A 15,739-nucleotide genomic window follows, 5' to 3' on the forward strand; every position below is an offset into this window, starting at 1 on the left:
AGAATTAGATGATTATGTTCATTGGTTTAATCATATCAGAATTCACGGAACACTTGGGTATTTAAGCCCTATTGAATATAAAAATGAACACCTTAAAAAAGTTGTCTAGTTTAGTGTTGACATACCAATAAGTAGCTGAACCGTCAGAAGTCAGCAGAGGTCATAGTATTAGTTGGTCTAGAACAACTAAGAAGGACCGAACAATTAAGAGAGAATAGCCCTTGGCATTCAGTGAGTCATGATGAACACAGAAAACGTAGTACCTCACTTGAGGGAGGAAGCGGTGAATCCCGTGGGAGACCTCTTGGAGGGTGGAGTGACCACTGGCATAAAGAGAACAGCTATTCACGGAAGTTATAAAGACTTGCGTCAATTATCTTAATTGAACCGCCGTATACGGAACCGTACGTACGGTGGTGTGAGAGGACGGGAGTTAATCGCTCCCTCCTACTCGATTCTTTTGAAAGTTCCTATTGAAGTAATGCACCCGTTAGTTTAATAAGAACAGAGACATTTATTAAACAATGGCGTCCTTTAACGGAATATGTTTATAAATACCGTCTTAACCTGTTACCGTTAATAAAACTGCTATTGTATTAAATACTCCATGAACTATCATTCCTGGAATGGCAGAACCTGTCTTTTCATACGCCCAAGCGAACACAACACCGTTGATGAAATTCACGGGCATTGCGTTTAAAGTTGGAAAGTGCGCTATCGTAAATATTAGCGAGCTAATCACGATTCCCCAATTCATTCCAAGTCTAACTCTTAACCAACGGTAGATAAACCCTCGATAAAATATCTCTTCATAAACTGGAGATACTACGCCAGCGGAAATAATACCAATGAGTATAGTAAACAGATTAATATTTTGCTGTAAGCTCTCCGTCTTGCTGTTATCTACACTATTACCTAATAAACTTGTTAGTAATACTACAGCTACGCTTAAAATAATGGTTATCAATAACCATATCGGGATTTTTAACCAATACTTTGTAGAAAAACTTCTTACTCCTACCTCTTTCCATGAAAGATTTTTAGGACGTAGTGCGATTAAATATAATCCTGTCATGAGTACAATCGCAATTGTTAATCCAGTCAATGTTCCTGAGTATAGTGTATTGCTAAACAAAGATAGATAAAGTGATTGGACGCCATATTTAACAACCACAATCACAAATATAAATTCGAGTAATAGCAGTAGCGTAAATTCCTTCCCAGTCCATGTGTCCTTCTGTTTCCATGCCGAAACATTCATAACCTAAATTCCCTTCGATAATTAGTTTTTTATTAAACAATATTGCCCGATTGTTGAACACAAGTTAAACAACACTGAATACGTTTGAAACGAATAGAAGTTCCAACTTTAAATAAATTTTCCATATATAATTTTCAAAATTCCATTTTTTCTTATTGAACTAAACTGCCCAATAGTTAAAGAAGCGACAGCTTTGTTCAGCTATCGCACCCGTTACTTGAATAATGTACTTATTCTAAAAATGATTATTTATTTGTCAATCTTTAGATAATGGGTTGCTGATGGAAGAAATCTAAAGTTCGTCCCATTAATTCTAGCACTAACTTCTTTCTTATTTAATGCTTCTATTAATTCGTCCAAATATGGGTAAACTTCGTCTTTAAAACCAACTAAAGGATATATAAAAATTGAACCATCTTTTTTTTGTAATTATTACCATTTCCTTAATAGCATCTAAATGGAATTTAAAATTAAATTGCTCTTGATATAGGAATATAAAGTGATAACAAAAAACAAGTGAAAATGTATCATCATCAAAAGGTAAAGAAGGCAATCTTGCTGGAACGTATATTTCTTTTTTTCATCTCTTTTATAACTATTTATAAATTGATTTAACGAACAGTTTCGAATATCATCATGATGTTCTAAGCTATTGTAATAGTTCCATACAAAAAGATTTTCATTTTGGGATAACTTTTGAGAAGCTATTTTGATTTCCTTTCTTCCAAGACTACCGATTTCTTCAATTGAAAGTTTGTATAAAGGGTCAACAGCCATCGCTTTAAATCCCCTTTGATTTAATTCTGCTGTAAATGATGAAGCACCTGAAGCAATATCAAGAATTGTACCTTTTCCTAAAAAATCTTGCTCTAACATGAACATTTCTTGATACTCTTCGTAAGAGCGACAAGTCATCGCAACCCCTGTTTGAGTATATAATTCGGTTTTACTCATTTCTCATCTCACCTTTCTCTTCTCAACTAAAGCTAAACTGACTTAATAATATACACTATTATATAAAGAGGTTAGAAATTCCTTATTCAACTAAACTGCCCGTTAGTTCAATAACACTTATTTCAAATAGTAAAACCTTTTACAACAAAAAAAGTAAGGGTTGCCCCCTACTTCAAAACTACAATTTTATACTGTTATTCAGTCGGTCTAATATAGGCTATAAATTTAGGATTAGTCAAAGCAAAATCACTATTGATTCTAGCCCTGTTTTTAATTTGTCCACGATTGAAAGCATCGCCTGATTTATCAATATCAATCTGTAAACCGCCTTCAGGTAATACCCCCCATGCAATCGTACCTAAATCACCAACTAGCGCCTGATTTTCTTCTAAACCGCCCGCCACATTGTAAGTATTTAGATTTTGCATGAAGCTAGGGGCTTGAATAAATTGCCCTGTTGTATCTGTTAATAGTTCCATATCCATTGAATCATTAGAATTTAATACAAGTCCATTTGCTCGCCCGTTATTATTTCTAATGGCTTTGATTCCTTGCCCAATGCTCTCATAATCAATGGTGTTAGCATCCACAAGATTAATATCAGCATCGTTTAAAATCCCCTCATATCTAACGGATCACCGCCATGAAGCATGAAGCTTTAAACGACTTGCGCCATACTTGAAGCCATAATTTGAGTAACGGCTAATCCTAAACTATCCCACTTGATTCAAGCAATTCCAAGGAAATTGAAGTCATTGCATATAATGGTTTTGCTTCAAGCTTCACACCATCAAAAACGGGTGCTGATTCTACAATTAAATCATTTTCAGCTTTGAAGGCTGGCAAAATATCGCCCACAACTTTAGGAATCACTAAAGCCTCAGACACACACATGCAGTTTTGTTACTTGAATCAAAAGCAAACATTAAATATGTATCAAGTCGTTTGGGGCATAAAACCATCAAAACAACTGCGGATACTTATCTTGATATTACTGAAAAAATATAAGAAGACGAACTTCAAAAGTTCGCCTCCTACACTAAAAGATAATTTCAACTTGGCACAAATTTGGCACGACATGAAACCCTCTCAAACCCTTGATATATAAAGGTTTTTTATTTGTTATCCAATACTGCCTTCCATTTCGAACTTAATCAAACGGTTCATTTCAACAGCGTATTCCATTGGTAGTTCTTTTGTGAATGGTTCAATGAAGCCCATGACAATCATTTCAGTTGCTTCCTGCTCAGAGATTCCACGGCTCATTAGATAGAAGAGTTGTTCTTCTGAAACTTTGGAAACTTTCGCTTCGTGTTCAAGTGAAATGTTGTCATTTAAAATTTCGTTATATGGAATTGTATCTGAAGTAGATTGGTTATCCATAATCAACGTGTCACACTCGATATTAGCACGGGCACCATCCGCTTTACGTCCGAAGTGGACAATACCGCGGTACGTTACCTTACCGCCCTGCTTGGAAATCGATTTAGAAACAATCGTTGAAGATGTATTTGGTGCAAGGTGTATCATTTTCGCTCCTGCATCTTGGTGCTGACCTTTACCGGCAATGGCAATGGATAATGTCATACCGCGTGCGCCTTCACCTTTTAAAATAACGGCAGGATACTTCATCGTAAGCTTAGAACCGATGTTACCGTCAATCCATTCCATTGTTGCATTTTCTTCACAAACAGCCCGTTTTGTAACCAGATTATAAACGTTATTAGCCCAGTTCTGAATCGTTGTATAGCGGCAGTATGCACCTTTTTTAATAATAATTTCAACAACCGCACTGTGAAGGGAGTTGGTTGTGTAAACCGGCGCCGTACAACCTTCTACATAGTGAACATGAGCACCTTCATCTACGATAATGAGTGTTCTTTCAAATTGTCCCATGTTCTCAGAGTTAATACGGAAGTACGCTTGTAATGGAGTATCCACTTTTACACCTGGCGGAACATAGATAAAGGAGCCACCAGACCAAACGGCAGAGTTCAAGGCCGCAAATTTGTTATCTGTTGGTGGTACAACCGTTGCCCAGTGCTTACGGAAGATATCTTCATTTTCTTTTAAAGCAGAATCTGTATCTTTAAAGATAATTCCTAATGCTTCTAAATCTTCCTTCATGTTATGGTAAACAACCTCAGATTCATACTGTGCAGAAACCCCTGCCAAATATTTTTGTTCTGCTTCAGGAATTCCTAGCTTATCAAAGGTTGCCTTAATTTCTTCAGGGACCTCATCCCAAGAACGCTCTGATTTTTCGGATGGTTTTACATAGTAAGTAATCTCATCAAAGTCTAATGCATTTAGATCTCCGCCCCATTGAGGCATTGGCATGTTATAGAAATGCTCAAGAGATTTTAAACGGAAATCAAGCATCCATTGCGGTTCGCCCTTCATCTTAGAAATTTCTTCGACAATCTCACGTGTCAAACCACGCTTTGAGCGGAAAATGGAAACGTCCTTATCGGCAAAACCATATTTATAATCACCGATTTCCGGCATTTTTTTCGCCATCGTCGTATTCCTCCTTTGGAAACGGAGGGTCAGTATTTGACCCTTTCCGTTTGATTGTTGAGCTCATTCTGCTGATACTTTCTCTTGGTGTTAATGCTTTTCTTCTTCCTTGAGTCCTTTTTCCATTGCCTTCCATGCTAATGTTGCACATTTAATTCTGGCTGGAAATTTAGACACACCTGATAATGCTTCAATATCCCCTAAATCGATATCATCGTCATATTCTTTCCCTTGCATCATATTGGAAAAAATCTTAGACAATTTTAATGCGTCATCTATATTTTTCCCTTTGATCGCTTGGGTCATCATAGAGGCAGATGACATGGAAATGGAACAACCTTCGCCTTCAAATTTGGCATCACTTACAATGCCGTCCTCGACCTTGATTGTTAAACGAATCCGGTCACCACAAGTAGGGTTGTTCATATCAATCGTCAAATTGCCATCCTCTAAGATACCGCGATTACGGGGATTTTTATAATGATCCATAATGACTTGGCGGTACAATTGATCTAAGTTATTAGAAGACATCACTGAAATACTCCTTTGTTTTGACAAGCCCTTCAACAAGTTTATCAATATCTTCTTCCGTATTATATAGGTAAAAGCTGGCGCGAGCTGTAGCTGTTGCTTTTAACCATCTCATCAATGGTTGGGCACAATGATGGCCGGCGCGGACTGCGATCCCTTCTGCATCTAAGACCGTTGCCACATCATGCGGATGCACATCCTGAATATTAAATGTGACAACTCCGGCACGTTTGGCTGGATCTAGCGGACCATATATTTGAATACCTTCGATCTCTGCCATTTTTTCAAGTGCATAGGCAGCGAGTTTACGTTCATGTTCTGCAATTTGATCAAGTCCAATTTCATTTAAAAAATCGATTGCTGCGCCAAGACCTACCGCACCAGCAATGATAGGGGTACCCCCTTCGAACTTCCAAGGTAGTTCTTTCCATGTGGAATCATACAATTCAACAAAATCAATCATCTCTCCGCCAAACTCAATCGGCTCCATGTTTTCAAGTAAATGCTTTTTACCATATAAAACTCCGATACCAGTTGGGCCGCACATTTTATGGCCGGAGAATCCAAGAAAATCACAGTCTAAATCTTGAACATCGATTTTCATATGTGGTGCACTTTGGGCACCGTCCACGACCATAATCGCACCATTTTCATGCGCAATTTGAGCAATTTCCTTAATCGGATTAATAACGCCAAGAACATTGGAAATTTGCATAATCGATACAATCTTTGTATTAGATGTAACAGTTGCCCGAACATCGTCTAATGAAATCGTTCCATCCTCCTGAAGTGGGAGGTATTTCAATTGGGCTCCAGTTCGTTTTGCCACCTGCTGCCAAGGGATGATATTACTATGGTGCTCCATATAGGAAATAACAATTTCATCGCCTTCCTTCAAGTTCGCAGCAGCATAGCTTGCAGCGACCGTATTAAGGGCCGTCGTTGTCCCTCTCGTAAAAATAACTTCTTGAATCGATTTGGCGTTGATGAACTTTCGAACTTTTTCCCGTGCCCCTTCGTAAGCATCCGTCGCTTTTGTTCCCAATGTATGAACACCACGATGGACGTTGGAATTGTACTCACGGTAATATCTTTCAAGGGTTTCAATCACCTGAATCGGTTTTTGAGATGTAGCCGCACTGTCTAAGTAAACAAGAGGCTTCCCGTTTACTTCCTGGTCCAAAATCGGAAACTGTTTGCGAATATCTTGGATATTCATTATCTTACTTTCCTTTCAATAACTTCCGTCAATTGCTGTTTTACTTTTTCAATTGGAAGTTGATTTACCACCGGCGCAAGGAAACCATGAATAACTAAGCGTTCTGCTTCTGCCTTTGGAATTCCCCGGCTCATTAGATAATAAAGTTGAGTAGGATCTACACGTCCAACAGATGCCGCATGTCCTGCTGTTACATCATCTTCGTCGATCAATAGAATTGGGTTGGCATCTCCGCGTGCTTTTTCGCTAAGCATTAATACGCGAGACTCTTGTTCAGCGTTAGATTTGGAAGCACCATGCTCAATTTTTCCGATTCCGTTAAAAATAGAAGTAGCGCTGTCCTTCATTACACCGTGCTTCAAGATATAACCTTCTGTATGTTTACCAAAGTGAACCACCTTAGTAGTGAAGTTTTGGATTTGCTCACCACGTCCAACTACTACGGTTTTTGTATCACCATAGGAACCATCACCAAGTAGGTTCGTTGTATTTTCAGAAATGGTATTGCCTTCGTTCATTAATCCAAGCGCCCATTCGATACGGGAATCACGGCCGGTTACCCCACGGCGGTTTACATAAGTAGTAACCCCTTTTGCCAAATTATCAACCGCTCCATATTGTACTCGGGCATTCGTATTCGCGATTACCTCTGTTAAAATGTTCGCTAATGTGTTAGATGTTTCCATTGTGGAAATGTAGTTTTCAACATACGTAACAGAACTATTATCATCCGCAACCACAAGCACATGGTTAAAGAGATTTGCTTCATTATTATCATGTAAGAATACTGCCTGAATTGGTTCGGTGATTTGAACGTTTTTTGGAACATATAAGAATATGCCGCCGTTTACAAGCGCTGCATGCAAAGCAGTTAGACGATGCTCATCTGCATTAATCGCTTGTGTCATATAATATTTTTTCAATAAGTCACCGTGTTCGCGGGCTGCAGTAAAAATATCAGTAAAAATTACACCCTGTTTTTTTAGCTCATCAGACAAGGTCAAATATGCCGGAGTCTGATTGCGTTGGATGTATAAATTTTGGTTACCTGCATCCACATCCACGAGTGCTTTCACTTCATCCGGAAGATCCGCCAAAGATGTGAAGGCTTCACTTTTAACGGTATACTGATTAAAATTTGTGAAGTTCCACTTATCAATTTTGGTTTTATCCGGTTTTGGCATTGGAAGCTCTTCAAACTCGGCTAATGCCTTTAGCCTAAGCTCTTCAAACCAGGCAGGCTCGCTCATTTCTTTGGAAAAAGAGCTGACGATACCTTTATCAATTGTTTCGATTGTCATGTTCATCCTCCTAACCGCAAGTCTTACGCTTCTTGCCCAACTGTTTCGTCTTCGATCCCAAGTTCTTTCTTAATCCAGTCGTATCCTTCTGCCTCTAAACGTTGAGCCAGTTCCGGTCCTCCAGATTTAACAACACGGCCTTGCATCATAACATGCACATAGTCAGGAGTAATATAGTTTAAAAGACGCTGATAGTGAGTGATAATTAAGCATCCAAAATCTTCACCACGCATACTATTGACACCTTTTGATACAACCTTAAGGGCATCGATATCAAGTCCGGAGTCAATCTCATCGAGGATCGCAATTTTTGGTTCCAACATCATTAATTGTAAAATTTCGTTCCGTTTTTTCTCCCCACCTGAGAAACCTTCATTTAAGTAACGTTGCGCCATGTCTAAATCCATTTCAAGGAATTCCATCTTTTCATCCATTTTACGGATAAATTTCATTAATGAAATTTCGTTTCCTTCTCCTAGACGGCTGTTGATCGCTGAACGTAAAAAGTCTGCATTTGTTACACCAGTGATTTCACTTGGATATTGCATGGCTAAAAATAGACCAGCACGTGCACGCTCATCTACTTCCATTTCTAAAACATCTTGACCATCTAGTGTGATGCTACCACTTGTTACTTCATATTTTGGATGACCCATGATCGCTGCTGATAAAGTGGATTTACCAGTTCCGTTTGGTCCCATGATTGCGTGAATCTCTCCGCCTTTTACTTCAAGGTTTACACCTTTTAAAATTTCTTTTCCATCAATTGCCACATGTAAATCCTTGATTGTTAAAGTTGATCCAGCCATATTAATACCTCCGACAAAGAATGTTTGTATTATCAGATCCTAACGTCTCTAACATCATTCTCAATTTATTCTCATTACAATCTTATAACAAATTAAAGGTGTTAGCAACCTTTATACTGTATAAACCTAGCTTTTATTTTCAATAAAGGATGGCTAATTGAGAATGAATTTCAGATTAGAATCAAATTTCAGATATTCATAGTAGATAAAAAATATGTAAAATAAACTCGAATAAAATCATAACCCATTTTCAATATAATTGCCAATGGTACATATCAAATCTATTTTTACCATCAAATCTTGTTTCAATGTAAAGAAATAAGAAAAGCCAGTGAATCATCCTCACTGACTTTTCTAACCTTTTTTCTACTTATATTAATTATTCAGATACTGGTACAACAGCACCATCATATTTTTCTAAAATGAAATCTTGGATTTCTTTTGAATGTAGAACTTCGATAAGCGCCTTGATTTTTTCTCTATTTTCGTCCCCTTTACGAACGGCAATGACGTTTACATATGGAGACTCTTTATCTTCAATAGCGATTGAATCTTTTAATGGATTTAAGCCGGCATCGATCGCGTAGTTAGAGTTGATTAACACGGCATCCCCTTCACCTTTATTATAGATTTGCGGAAGAAGTGCTGCCTCATAGTTTGCATCAAATTTAAGCTTCTTAGGATTCTCTACTACATCTTTAATTTCAGCTTTTGTCTTATCAATGCCGTCTTTTAATTTAATTAGTCCTTCTTTTTCAAGTAAGGATAAAAGACGCCCATGGTCAGCGACAGAGTTACTCATGATAAGATGTGCACCTTCTGGAAGGTCGCTAAGTTTTTTGTACTTTTTGGAATAAACACCAATTGGCTCAATATGGATACCACCTGCATTGACAAATCCATAACCGAATTCTTCATTTTGAGCATTCAAGTAAGGGATATGCTGGAAGTAGTTAGCATCCAATTCTTTAGATGCTAAAGACTTGTTAGGTAATACATAATCTTGGAATGTCTCGATTTTCAGGTCAATGCCTTTCTCCTTTAATAGTGGTTTTGCTTCTTCTAAAATTTCAGCATGTGGTACGTTGGATGCACCGACCACTAATGTTTTTGTTTCTTTCGATGCTTTATCCCCGCTATCTCCAGCGTTTTCTTTGTCATTTCCTGTTCCACAAGCAGCAAGAACAAAAGCAAGCGTTAAAGCAAAAAATACACTTAACCATTTTTTCATTGTCTAAACTCCCCTTTATCGTTTATCTAATTTTGAAGTGATAAAATCACCAATAAATTGAATCGCAAATACTATAACTAAAATGATAATGGTAGCAACCAAGGTTACGTCATTATGTCCTCGCTGGAATCCTTGAAGATAGGCGAGATTTCCCAATCCTCCTGCACCTATGACACCCGCCATGGCTGTATAGCTAACCAAGGCAATGGCTGTTACCGTAATTCCGGAAACAAGTGCCGGCATGGATTCCGGTAACAATACCTTCCAAATAATCGTTCCCGTAGTTGCTCCCATGGATTTGGCAGCTTCAATAACACCTTTATCAATTTCACGAAGGCCAATTTCAACCATTCTTGCATAGAACGGAGCGGAACCAATAATTAAAGCTGGCAATGCTGCATTTTCGCCAATCATTGTTTGAAAGATTAACATGGTTAATGGAATTAATAATACAATCAAAATAATAAATGGTATGGAACGGAAAATATTTACGATTGCACTTATGACTAAGTTAATCGGCTTATTTGCCCATAAATTTCCCGGTGATGTTAAGAATAAAAGCATACCAAGAATGATGCCCAACACAAATGTAATCAATACGGAAATGCCCGTCATATATAAAGTTTCCACCGTTGCCTGCCACATCGCCGACCAATCGACATTTTGAAAGTAACCTTCTTGATTATTCACCTGTAACCACCTCCACTCCTACCTTTTGGGAACGAATATATTCTATGGCTCTACTGATTTCTGCTTGGTCCCCGTCGATATGAATGAAAAGAGATCCGTACGAACCGCTTTGCGTTTGCGAAATCTTACCTTGTAATATATTGACTGTCACATGGTGATGACGAATTAGATGGGTGATCAGTGGCTGTTCAGCAGAATCACCAATAAAGGTTAACTTGACAATGGAACCTGAATGATAACGCTCCAGTAAATGCTCGATGGTTTCTTTTGCTTCTTCCGGCTCTGTCACTTGTTGAACAAATCGCTTTGTAATCGGCTGTTTAGGGTTTTTAAACACATCTAGAACCTGACCAAGTTCAACAATTCTTCCACTTTCCATAACAGCTACACGATGACAGATTTTCCTGATGACATGCATTTCATGGGTAATTAACACAATCGTTAAACCTAGTTTTTTGTTAATATCGACTAATAGATCCAAAATGGAATCTGTAGTCTGTGGATCAAGTGCAGAGGTTGCTTCATCACAAAGCAAAACTTTTGGATTATTTGCCAGCGCTCGAGCAATCCCGACCCTTTGCTTCTGACCTCCACTTAGTTGAGATGGATAGGCATCTTCTCTACCTTCTAGACCAACTAATTTAATCAACTCGGCTACCCGTTTTTTCCTCTCTGGGGCTTTCACACCAGCAATTTCTAATGGGAAAGCAATATTTTCACTAACTGTTCTTGACCACAAAAGGTTGAAATGCTGAAAAATCATACTAATTTCTTGCCTTGCCTGCCGAAGCTCGCTTCCTTTAATTTTGGAAATTTCCCGGCCCGCCACTGTTACAGAACCATCTGTTGGAATTTCCAAACCATTCAGCATACGAATTAAAGTACTCTTTCCGGCACCACTATATCCGATGATTCCGAAGATTTCGCCTTCTTTAATTTCAAGATTCACTTCATCCACAGCTTTAAGCAGGCCATGCTTGGAAGGAAAAATCTTTCGGACGTTTTTGATCGATATCATGAACTCACCTGCTTCTTATCCGAATTAAATTTATATTTTGACTTTTTTTCTGAAAAGGATTCTATCATTGGCGGGCAAAAAGGAATTTCTTGCCCCCAATATGATCTTATAAAAAAATGCCTTTCTGCACAGGCAGAAAGGCATCATAAAACAACAATCCTTTCTCCCATCTCTCAAAGCAAAATGCTTTGTGTGAATTGGCACCATTTCAATTCAAAGAATTGACGGTTGCCGGGCTTCATTGGGCACATCCCTCCACCTCTCTTGATAAGAGCGTTTAAGCAATCCTATATTCAGTTAACACATCGCTGTGTATAAGTCAGAAAATATTTTACGAAGGCTATCGTATCACGGATAAAAACAGGTGTCAATGGAAATTTTTAATAATACTTAGGCTTTCGTTTTCAAAGAGGTAATACCTGTTGCTACTTCAATGGCATCTTCTAAATCTTCAATTAAATCCTCTACATTTTCAATCCCAATAGATAAACGAATTAAGTCTTCTGACACACCAGATGCCTTTAATCCTTCCACATCGAGCTGTTGATGGGTGGTGCTTGCCGGGTGAATAATCAAGCTCTTGGCATCACCGACATTCGCTACATGCGCCCAAATCTTAATGGAATCTATTAATTTTGCCCCAGCTTCTCTTCCACCTTTTATTCCGAAGATAACAATTGAACCAGCCCCTTTAGGCAGATACTTTTGAGCAAGCTCATAGTCAGGGTGAGAAGCATCCCCTGGATAAGAAACCCACTCGACCGCTGGATGGTTCTTCAAGTACTTAACGACCTCTTTCGCATTGGCTACATGCTCTTTCATACGCACATGCAATGTTTCCAATCCTAATACAAATTGAAACGCATTTTGTGGACTTAACGAAGGTCCCATGTCTCTAAGCAGTTGAACACGTGCTTTAATAATATACGCAAGTGGTCCCAGTGCCTCCGCATAAACAAGGTTATTGTAGCTTGGATCTGGAGTAGTGAAGCCAGGGAATTTCGGAGAATTCCAATCAAATTTACCACCATCTACAATGATGCCTCCTGTTGTCGTACCATTTCCTAACAGCCACTTTGTAGCAGAGTGAACCACAATATCTGCCCCATGCTCAATCGGACGGCATAAATATGGAGTGGCAAAAGTATTATCAACAATTAATGGAATACCCGCTTCATGTGCAATATTTGCCACTTTTTCGATATCCAACACGCGCAAACTTGGATTTCCAACAGTTTCAGCAAAGACCGCTTTTGTTTTTTCCGTAATAGCTGCCCGGAAATTCTCCGGATCCTCTGGGTCGACGAACTTTACGTTAATCCCGTATTTAGGAAGAGTCACAGCAAATAAATTGTATGTTCCACCATATAGTGTGGAAGCTGACACAATTTCATCTCCAGCTTCGGCAAGGTTAAGAATCGCGAGCGTTATGGCTGCCATACCACTTGCTACCGCAAGTGCTCCAACCCCTCCTTCCAAAAGTGCAACCCGTTCCTCAAAAACCGTTGTTGTCGGGTTATGGATACGGGTATATATATATCCTTGCTCTGCCAGTGCAAAGAGGTTTGCGGCATGTTCTGTATTTTTAAATTGGTAAGCATTGTTCTGATAAATAGGGACTGCTCGTGCCCCTGTTACCGGATCAGGAGACAATCCTCCATGAACACTTAATGTTTCAAAGCGATATTTCTTTTCCTTTGCCGTCATCGTTCTCTCTCCCTTCTAAAAATAAAAATCCCCTGCTTCATAAGAAGAGGGGGAATTCTCTTCTTATCTTTCAGAGCTATAAGCTCTGCTGGATTTAGCACCGTGTTTCAAGTACCGGTTGCTGGGCTTCACTGGGCCAGTCCCTCCACCTCTCTTGATAAGAATCTTTATGTAAGTCATTTAATGTGCGAATATTTAAAAAAAAAATCATACATGAAGTTTAATTCCGAGTCAATAGGTTTGATTAAAGATCTTTTTAATTTTGGAGATAAGAACACTAGTCCAAAAATAGAGGGAGAAATATAAAACTACAAAAATAATTTCTCATATTTCATTTATATGAATAGAGGATTTTATAAAAGAAATTAAACTCAATTATTTTTATTTTTTAACATCAACCTGCCAATCCAGACGACTCCTACACCAAGAATGAGCAGAAATAATATTTGAACAACTTGAAAAATCAAATCTCCTACAAACATGGAGAGATTCTCCTTTCACACGTAGTTTTACGTAACTAATTCCAATAAACCATAAATATCCAATAATGTAAATTACCATTTATTATTAAGGTAAAAATTGTTAGAGGAAAGTTTATGAATTTAAATTCTGCTTTCCTCTTTTTCTTGTTTACTCATTTGTCCTTTTACACATTTCTACGTTTCTTACTCTCATTGACGGACTAGGAGAAAAGCATTTTTTCCTTTCGAAGTCTTATGTCAATGGCTTGATCATTTTGATCATCACTTAGATAACCTTTTGGGCAATTCCTAAACGTGACCCGTTCTGATTTATTTTATTGATCTTTTTCATTTTTTCATTTCGTGAATTGGCCAAATAAAAAACGGACTCCAACAATAAGATTGTCCGCAATGGTGCGGTAATGGTGAGGCTACCGATTCGTTCCAGAGTCCTTAGTTTTTCTTGCCCCTTAAGGAGCTGTGCCAATCCATCACTACTCCCGCTGATGAGGCAATGGGGTTGTGAATCGTTTCTTTCATGAAGGAATAAAATTTCCCCATTTTTGATGATAAGCTGAATGGTTTGCTGTTCGCTTTTTAGGACAACCCGGACATCTACTTGTTCAGTTACTGATAAGCTTTAAACTCTTGAGGAAGCTCAAATTATTACTAGAAGGACAGGAGCCATTATGTTCCATACTAACTTAATTCATAGAGGTAGCGATTCTAAAGAGAAATACTTACTTGCTAGGTTTAAAGATTTTGAAAACAATAATTCTGTCATAACTAAAAGCGAGTAGTATTAAAATACTCGCTTTTAGTTTACCTTTTACATTATTAAAAAGCTTATAATTAACCCAAATATCCCTACAAACAAATAAGAATAACCTAGAATTGAACTATTTCTATTTTTTTCTTTTTTAGCAATCAAGAAATATAGTCCAAACCCAATTAAAAAGGCAAGTAAGACACTCCCTACCTTGAATAATATCATCAAAACACACCCATTCTAAATTATAAATTAAAGTATATGCCTCTAGCCAGTTGGGCATTTTGGTGTGTTTTAAGTAAAGAATCTAAAGTTGCTCCATACGCACCTAAAGCTGCCAAACCTGCTGTTAAAGTTCCCGCTCCTGCTGTAGGGACAGAAAGAATAAATGCTTAAAATTAAACTAAATAAGTGAGTAGTTCTCAACTACTCGCTACTATCAACGTTCCAGTTCCAGTTCCATTTCTTTGCTTCTTTGAGGTTTCTCCAACTTCTCCAATGAATCCTGAACATAAATTTATATAATTTCGTAATTAATTTTAATAAACTATAAATATACAATAATGTAAATTATTGTATATTTCAAGGTGGAATTTGTTAGAGGAAAGTTTATGAATTTAAATTCTGCTTTCCTCTTTTTCTTGTCTACTCATTTGTCCTTATACACATTCCTAGGTTTCTTACTCTCATTGACGGACTAGGAGAAAAGCATTTTTTCCTTTCGAAGTCTTATGTCAATGGCTTGATCATTTTGATCATCACTTAGATAACCTTCTGGGCAATTCCTAAACGTGACCCGTTCTGATTTGTTTCTTTGAACTTTTTCTTTTTTTCATTTCGTGAATTGGCTAAATAAAAAACGGACTCCAACAATAAGATTGTCCGCAATGGTGCGGTAACGGTGAGGCTACCGATTCGTTCCAGAGTTCTTAGTTTTTCTTGACCCTTAAGGAGCTGTGCCAATCCATCATTGCTGCCTATGATAAGGCAATGGGGCTGTGAATCGTTTCTTTCATGAAGGAATAAAATTTCCCCATTTTTGATGATCAGCTGAATGGTTTGCTGTTCGCTTTTTAGGACAACCCGGACATCTACTTGTTGAATTAACGGGAAAAGATGGCTACGTTTCTTTACTTCTTGTAAAAAAACTTGTACAGCTTCAATCATTATTCCTCACTCCGATTCATTAGTCTTACCTTATAATTTAAGCAATCCCCCTTTAATTCCTTTTAGAATTGCTCGACAAATGTCTTTATTATCAAGCGTGA

15 protein-coding genes, 3 pseudogenes and 2 riboswitches are annotated in these 15,739 nt (G+C 37.9%); of the genes and pseudogenes, 3 read left to right on the forward strand and 15 right to left on the reverse strand.

The window, feature by feature from the left end; genetic code table 11:
- The coding region (locus GZA11_RS03890; protein ID WP_163182945.1) for an IS3 family transposase at positions 1–109 on the forward strand (109 nt) is incomplete at its 5' end.
- A gap of 453 nt (positions 110–562) precedes the next feature.
- Here GZA11_RS03890 and GZA11_RS03895 read toward each other — a convergent pair.
- The 4 genes from GZA11_RS03895 to GZA11_RS03910 form a co-directional block, all read right to left on the reverse strand.
- Positions 563–1,261 (reverse strand): CPBP family intramembrane glutamic endopeptidase, encoded by a 699-nt coding sequence (locus GZA11_RS03895; protein WP_163182946.1) that lies wholly within the window; start codon positions 1,259–1,261, stop codon positions 563–565.
- Positions 1,262–1,714: 453 nt separating this feature from the next.
- Positions 1,715–2,215 (reverse strand): methyltransferase domain-containing protein, encoded by a 501-nt coding sequence (locus GZA11_RS03900; RefSeq protein ID WP_231314162.1) that lies wholly within the window; start codon positions 2,213–2,215, stop codon positions 1,715–1,717.
- Positions 2,216–2,409: 194 nt separating this feature from the next.
- Positions 2,410–2,832: a phage major capsid family protein gene (locus GZA11_RS03905; RefSeq protein WP_268926750.1), complete on the reverse strand. Its 423-nt coding sequence runs from the start codon at positions 2,830–2,832 to the stop codon at positions 2,410–2,412.
- A gap of 91 nt (positions 2,833–2,923) precedes the next feature.
- Positions 2,924–3,088 (reverse strand): hypothetical protein, encoded by a 165-nt coding sequence (locus GZA11_RS03910; protein ID WP_163182949.1) that lies wholly within the window; start codon positions 3,086–3,088, stop codon positions 2,924–2,926.
- Positions 3,089–3,097: 9 nt separating this feature from the next.
- Here GZA11_RS03910 and GZA11_RS03915 point away from each other — a divergent pair.
- Positions 3,098–3,223 (forward strand): annotated as a pseudogene (locus tag GZA11_RS03915) (tyrosine-type recombinase/integrase); the annotation flags it as partial.
- A gap of 114 nt (positions 3,224–3,337) precedes the next feature.
- On the opposite strand, the gene sufB reads toward GZA11_RS03915, so the two are convergent.
- The 10 genes and pseudogenes from sufB to GZA11_RS03965 form a co-directional block, all read right to left on the reverse strand.
- Entirely contained in the window at positions 3,338–4,735 is a 1,398-nt protein-coding gene (sufB, locus tag GZA11_RS03920; RefSeq protein WP_038537095.1) for a Fe-S cluster assembly protein SufB, read from the reverse strand.
- A 90-nt stretch (positions 4,736–4,825) separates the two neighbouring features.
- Positions 4,826–5,266 (reverse strand): Fe-S cluster assembly sulfur transfer protein SufU, encoded by a 441-nt coding sequence (gene sufU / locus GZA11_RS03925; protein ID WP_038537097.1) that lies wholly within the window; start codon positions 5,264–5,266, stop codon positions 4,826–4,828.
- Positions 5,256–6,485, reverse strand: a complete 1,230-nt coding sequence (locus tag GZA11_RS03930; protein ID WP_038537099.1) for a cysteine desulfurase — start codon at positions 6,483–6,485, stop codon at positions 5,256–5,258. The genes sufU and GZA11_RS03930 overlap by 11 nt, the downstream gene beginning before the upstream one ends.
- Complete coding sequence (gene sufD / locus GZA11_RS03935) at positions 6,485–7,786, reverse strand: Fe-S cluster assembly protein SufD (RefSeq protein WP_038537102.1); 1,302 nt, start codon at positions 7,784–7,786, stop codon at positions 6,485–6,487. Before sufD ends, GZA11_RS03930 begins: the two co-directional genes overlap by 1 nt.
- Positions 7,787–7,809: 23 nt before the next feature.
- Positions 7,810–8,595, reverse strand: a complete 786-nt coding sequence (gene sufC, locus GZA11_RS03940) for a Fe-S cluster assembly ATPase SufC (protein ID WP_038537104.1) — start codon at positions 8,593–8,595, stop codon at positions 7,810–7,812.
- A gap of 379 nt (positions 8,596–8,974) precedes the next feature.
- On the reverse strand, positions 8,975–9,826 hold the full coding sequence (locus GZA11_RS03945) for a MetQ/NlpA family ABC transporter substrate-binding protein (protein ID WP_163182953.1): 852 nt from the start codon (positions 9,824–9,826) through the stop codon (positions 8,975–8,977).
- 15 nt (positions 9,827–9,841) lie between these two features.
- Complete coding sequence (locus GZA11_RS03950; RefSeq protein WP_163183048.1) at positions 9,842–10,471, reverse strand: methionine ABC transporter permease; 630 nt, start codon at positions 10,469–10,471, stop codon at positions 9,842–9,844.
- A gap of 37 nt (positions 10,472–10,508) precedes the next feature.
- Entirely contained in the window at positions 10,509–11,534 is a 1,026-nt protein-coding gene (locus tag GZA11_RS03955; RefSeq protein ID WP_163182954.1) for a methionine ABC transporter ATP-binding protein, read from the reverse strand.
- 163 nt (positions 11,535–11,697) lie between these two features.
- Positions 11,698–11,808, reverse strand: a riboswitch (SAM riboswitch).
- Between the two features lie 116 nt (positions 11,809–11,924).
- Positions 11,925–13,241 (reverse strand): O-acetylhomoserine aminocarboxypropyltransferase/cysteine synthase family protein, encoded by a 1,317-nt coding sequence (locus GZA11_RS03960; RefSeq protein ID WP_163182956.1) that lies wholly within the window; start codon positions 13,239–13,241, stop codon positions 11,925–11,927.
- 60 nt (positions 13,242–13,301) lie between these two features.
- Positions 13,302–13,405, reverse strand: a riboswitch (SAM riboswitch).
- Positions 13,406–13,988: 583 nt separating this feature from the next.
- Positions 13,989–14,303 (reverse strand): annotated as a pseudogene (locus GZA11_RS03965) (SCP2 sterol-binding domain-containing protein); the annotation flags it as partial.
- 58 nt (positions 14,304–14,361) lie between these two features.
- On the opposite strand from GZA11_RS03965, the pseudogene GZA11_RS16595 reads away from it, so the two are divergent.
- Positions 14,362–14,502 (forward strand): annotated as a pseudogene (locus tag GZA11_RS16595) (replication/maintenance protein RepL); the annotation flags it as partial.
- Between the two features lie 731 nt (positions 14,503–15,233).
- Here the strand turns inward: GZA11_RS16595 and GZA11_RS03975 are convergent.
- A complete protein-coding gene (locus GZA11_RS03975) occupies positions 15,234–15,638 on the reverse strand; it encodes an SCP2 sterol-binding domain-containing protein (protein ID WP_163182958.1) in 405 nt (134 codons plus the stop codon).
- Positions 15,639–15,739 lie beyond the last annotated feature (101 nt).

Source organism: Neobacillus sedimentimangrovi, assembly GCF_010614825.1.
In the GTDB taxonomy this organism is placed as follows: Bacteria; Bacillota; Bacilli; order Bacillales; family Cytobacillaceae; genus Neobacillus; species Neobacillus thermocopriae.

Bases quoted from the DNA above. Each gene is read 5' to 3' on its own strand.
- GZA11_RS03945 (WP_163182953.1), bottom strand. From the start codon at position 9,826: ATGAAAAAATGGTTAAGTGTATTTTTTGCTTTAACGCTTGCTTTTGTT.
- GZA11_RS03960 (WP_163182956.1), bottom strand. From the start codon at position 13,241: ATGACGGCAAAGGAAAAGAAATATCGCTTTGAAACATTAAGTGTTCAT.
- GZA11_RS03975 (WP_163182958.1), bottom strand. From the start codon at position 15,638: ATGATTGAAGCTGTACAAGTTTTTTTACAAGAAGTAAAGAAACGTAGC.
- GZA11_RS03895 (WP_163182946.1), bottom strand. From the start codon at position 1,261: ATGAATGTTTCGGCATGGAAACAGAAGGACACATGGACTGGGAAGGAA.
- sufC (WP_038537104.1), bottom strand. From the start codon at position 8,595: ATGGCTGGATCAACTTTAACAATCAAGGATTTACATGTGGCAATTGAT.
- GZA11_RS03930 (WP_038537099.1), bottom strand. From the start codon at position 6,485: ATGAATATCCAAGATATTCGCAAACAGTTTCCGATTTTGGACCAGGAA.
- sufU (WP_038537097.1), bottom strand. From the start codon at position 5,266: ATGTCTTCTAATAACTTAGATCAATTGTACCGCCAAGTCATTATGGAT.
- sufD (WP_038537102.1), bottom strand. From the start codon at position 7,786: ATGACAATCGAAACAATTGATAAAGGTATCGTCAGCTCTTTTTCCAAA.
- GZA11_RS03950 (WP_163183048.1), bottom strand. From the start codon at position 10,471: ATGTGGCAGGCAACGGTGGAAACTTTATATATGACGGGCATTTCCGTA.
- GZA11_RS03955 (WP_163182954.1), bottom strand. From the start codon at position 11,534: ATGATATCGATCAAAAACGTCCGAAAGATTTTTCCTTCCAAGCATGGC.
- sufB (WP_038537095.1), bottom strand. From the start codon at position 4,735: ATGGCGAAAAAAATGCCGGAAATCGGTGATTATAAATATGGTTTTGCC.
- GZA11_RS03900 (WP_231314162.1), bottom strand. From the start codon at position 2,215: ATGAGTAAAACCGAATTATATACTCAAACAGGGGTTGCGATGACTTGT.